Here is a 4,441-nt window from a genome sequence, read left to right on the forward strand (position 1 = left end):
CGAGATACGAATTCGTGACTGGAGTTCAGACGTGTGCTCTTCCGATCTTACAGTTCCTTATAAACACTTTGTTTTAAAGGGAAATAGATAGATGAAAGAATTAGAAAAAGAAAAAATCTATTCACAATATATGTATAGTTTTCCTCACAAAAAAATGTATGAAAATATTGATAAAAATATTATAAAAAATATCTTATTAACAGTAAATGGAGAGATCTCACTATATATTCATATACCTTTTTGTTCATCAAAATGTGGATATTGTAATTTATTTTCTGTAGTAACAAAAGAAAATGATTATATAGATAAATATGTATTACAAATTTTAAAAGAGATTGATTATATAAAAAATATGATCTCTTTAGAAAATCTTAAAGTTACAAGTTTAATAATTGGAGGAGGAACACCTTTAATTTTAAGTATAGAAAATTTAGAAAAAATTTTTAATAAAGTTGAAAGTGTATTTTCAATAGATTTAAAAAATGTTGATTTTCAAATAGAAACATCTCCCAATGAGACATCCATTGAAAAACTCTTATATTTAAAAGAAAGAGGACTAAAAAGAATAAGTATAGGAGTTCAATCTTTTTATCAAAATGAATTAAAAAATGTTTTTAGACAGCATAGTGTTGAAAAAGCCAAAAAAGCTCTTGATAATATAAATGAAATTGATTTTTTAGTAAAAAATATAGATATAATTTATGGACTTCCAGAACAAAATGAAGAAACTCTTTTAAAATCTTTAGAAAAAACAGTGGAATATAATTTTCAAGAGATATTTTTATATCCACTTTATGTTAGAGAAAAAACAATTTTAGAAAAACTAAAGATAAAAGTAGATGAGGAGTTTCAATACTATTTATATAAAAAAAGTGTGGATTTTTTAGAAAAGAATGGATATAAACAAATTTCTATGAGAAGATTTTCAAAAAAAATAGAAACTACTGGAGAAAGCTGTGGATTTGAAAATAGCATATCTTTTGGATGTGGAGGAAGAAGTTATCTAAATAATATACATTTTTGTGAAGAGTATAGTTCTAATTTAAATGAGTGTAAAAATATAATTGATAACTATTTAGAAAAAGAGGACTTTTTACAAAATATTACTGGCTTTGTGTTAGATGAAAGTCATATGAAAATACGGTTTTTAATTAAAAATTTAGGACATATTTTTGGTATTAATAAAGAGGAGTATTATTCACTTTTTAAATGCAATATATTAGAAGACTTTAAAGAAATTACCTATTTTATAGATAGAGGTTTAATAATAGAAGATAAATATAGTTTAAAACTGTCTAAAGATGGGATAGGACTATCAGACTATATTCTTTATACATTTATTCCAGATAATATGAAGGATGGGTTTAATGGATGAATTAGAGCTTATGTATAGAGGAACACTAAAAAGTTGTAACTACTCTTGTTACTACTGTCCTTTTTCGAAAAATACTGTCTCTTTAAGTGAGATAGAAAAGGATAAGTTTCAGCTTAAAGTTTTTTTTGAAAATTTAAACAAAAAATATTTAAAGAAAATTTTTATAACTCCCTATGGTGAAGGACTTATACATAAATATTATAGGGATGAAATAGAAAAAGCTATAAAAAGAAAGGATATAAAAAGTATTGGTATCCAAACAAACTTAAGTTTAAATATTATAGAGTGGATAAAAAATATGAAAGAAAAAAAGCTATCTATAGATAAGATTAATTTATGGATAACTTGTCATTTTTCTCAAATAGATTATGATACTTTTATATTTAAAATTAAAAATATTTATAAAGATATAAATATATCTGTTGGAGTGGTTGGAATACCTAAGGATTATGAAGACATATTAAGTTTAAGAAAAGATCTTCCTAAATCAGTTTATCTTTGGATAAATGAGTATTCACATTTAAAGGAGGAGTATTCTAAGGAGTTAATAGAGAAATTTAAAAATATAGACCCTATTTTTTATAGAAGAAAAGAGATTGATTTTAGTGAATATTGTTCTTGTGGAGTTGGTAGTTTTTTTATTGAAGGGAATGGAAAGGTTAGATTATGTAATAGAAATCCTAAAATTTTAGGTACTTTTATGAAAGAAAACTACTTCAGTAAGAAACATTGCAATAAAAAAGATTGTGATTGTTATCTTACATATTCAAAATTCAAATCAAATATCTTTAATTTCTTTGGGGATAAAAAATTATATAGAGTTCCTGAAAAAATTAATATTAAAAATATATTTTTTGATATAGATGGAACTTTAGTAGAAAATAGAGAGATTTCTCAAGAGAAGATAGAAACTATAAAATTCTTATACGAAAAAAATTATAATCTATATTTTATAACAGATTTACCAAAAGATATTGCTCTTAAAAAATGTTCTAAAGTTAGTAAATATTTTAAAGGTGGAATATTTGATTGTGGAGCTCATATATCTATGGAAAATTTAGAAATATATGAAACTATGGAAATTAATATGGAAATGTTTAGAGAAAATATTTTAAAAAGTTACTCTTTTGATAATAGGTTATATAAGGTTTTATTAAAGAGAAATAATTTGAAAATAGAAGGAACAGATATATTTAAAGGGATTCCAAATATTTTAGTTAAAAAAGGGATTAATAAATTTAGTGCTTTAAAAAAAGTAGGATCGATTCTAAATATGAATTTAGATGAAGTTTTAGCTATAGGAAATGATTTAAATGATATTACTCTTTTTACCAATTTAAAGTATTCAGTTTGTGTTTTAAATGGAAAAACAAAAGCAAAGGAAAAAAGTAAATATCAATTAAATATAAATCAAATACTTTATATTTTAAGAGGAGAAAAAATTTAATGAAAAAATACTATATCTTTCAAGACGAAAAATCACAAAAATTTTGGATAATTGAAAATGATGCTCTAAAAATTACAACTCACTATGGACGTATTGGTACAAATGGACAAATTAAAATAAAAGATTTACAAACTCAAGAGGAAGCAGATAAAGAGTTTACTAAGCTTATTAATCAAAAAGTAAAAAAAGGATATGTTGAGACAAATCAAGAAAATATTTTTAATTCAAAAGATGAATCTAAACGTTATGCTCTTTCTTGTGATGAAGTTTGGGATGATGAAAAGAGTATCGAAGACCTTATTTTAAAAATAAAAAAAGATAAAAAAATTGAAAATTATAAACATATAACTATTGGAATGTGGGGAGAAGGGTATGAAGATGATTGCCAACCTCTATTGGATTATTTTGTTGAAAATAAAGATACCTTTAATAATTTAGAAACTTTATTTATTGGTGATATGGACTATGAAGAGTGTGAGGTTTCTTGGATAGAGCAAGGTGATTATACTGAAATTTTTAAATCTTTAACTAATTTAAAAAAAATAAAAATTAAAGGTGCTAATAATCTTAAATTATCTCCAATTAATCATAAAAAATTAGAGCATTTAGAAATAATTTGTGGTGGATTACCAAAAACTATTTTTTCAGAGCTTTCTCAATCAAATCTTCCTAATTTAAAAACTCTTATTCTTTATATGGGAATTGAAGACTATGGATTTGATGGTTCTATTGAAGATATTAAATTAATATTAAAAAAGGAATTATTCCCATCTCTTGAGAATTTAGAACTAATAAATAGTAATCTTGAAGATGAAATAGTTGAAGAAATATTAAATAGTAATATCCTTTCTCAGTTAGAAACAGTTTCATTTTCTTATGGAACATTAACAGATAAAGGTGGAGCAACAATTTTAAATAATATAGATAAATGTGAAAACTTGAAAAAAATAACTATAGAATATCATTACTTATCAAAAGAAATGGAAAAAGAGTTAAAGGGAAAATTATCAAATATAACTATTAGTAATCGTGAAGAGGAAGATGAGTGGAAAACTCCAATGCTAACAGAGTAAAATATGGAATTATGATACACTTTAGTTGACAGAAAGTTAAGATACCAAGGAGATCAACTTGAGAAAAACATATGCCTATGATTTTAAAATTAAAATTAGAGAATATGATTCTAAAAAAGTTACAACTGTTAGGAAGGGGTGTGAAGTAGATCATGCACCTTTAATTTCAAAATTCCAAGCTGTCAAAGAGGTATCACATGAAAATAAATTTCCTGTGACCTTCAGTTCCGCTGAATATAAAGCGGAGAATATTTTGAATAGAGAGTTTCATTCGGATAAGCCTCAACAAAAGGTTCTAACAGATATTACTGAGTTTAAATATGGGAATAACAAGTTATACATGTGTGCTACATATGATTTGTTTGATAAATCTATTTTATCATATGAATTATCACATACTGCAAATACAGAATTGATTTTGAAAGTTTTAAAGAATTCATATAGTGGAGATGCTGTTCAAGGAGCATTACTTCATAGTGATAGAGGTATAATTCATAGTATGTCTAGAGTTGGAAGGTGCATAGACAATGGTCCAATGAAAGGATT

At 24.4% G+C, this 4,441-nt stretch carries 3 protein-coding genes and 1 pseudogene; all 4 read left to right on the forward strand.

What is annotated here, in order from left to right; translation table 11 throughout:
* Positions 1-91 precede the first annotated feature (91 nt).
* Entirely contained in the window at positions 92-1,375 is a 1,284-nt protein-coding gene (locus tag Q0V09_RS08180) for an STM4012 family radical SAM protein (RefSeq protein ID WP_297488380.1), read from the forward strand.
* Positions 1,368-2,822: an STM4011 family radical SAM protein gene (locus tag Q0V09_RS08185; RefSeq protein WP_297488383.1), complete on the forward strand. Its 1,455-nt coding sequence runs from the start codon at positions 1,368-1,370 to the stop codon at positions 2,820-2,822. Before Q0V09_RS08180 ends, Q0V09_RS08185 begins: the two co-directional genes overlap by 8 nt.
* Positions 2,822-3,895 carry an STM4015 family protein gene (locus Q0V09_RS08190; protein WP_297488386.1) on the forward strand — a complete coding sequence of 358 codons (1,074 nt, stop codon included), beginning with the start codon at positions 2,822-2,824 and terminating at the stop codon, positions 3,893-3,895. Before Q0V09_RS08185 ends, Q0V09_RS08190 begins: the two co-directional genes overlap by 1 nt.
* A 58-nt stretch (positions 3,896-3,953) precedes the next feature.
* A pseudogene (locus Q0V09_RS08195) lies at positions 3,954-4,441 on the forward strand (hypothetical protein); the annotation flags it as partial.

This window comes from uncultured Cetobacterium sp. (genome assembly GCF_947039425.1).
Lineage (GTDB): Bacteria > Fusobacteriota > Fusobacteriia > Fusobacteriales > Fusobacteriaceae > Cetobacterium_A.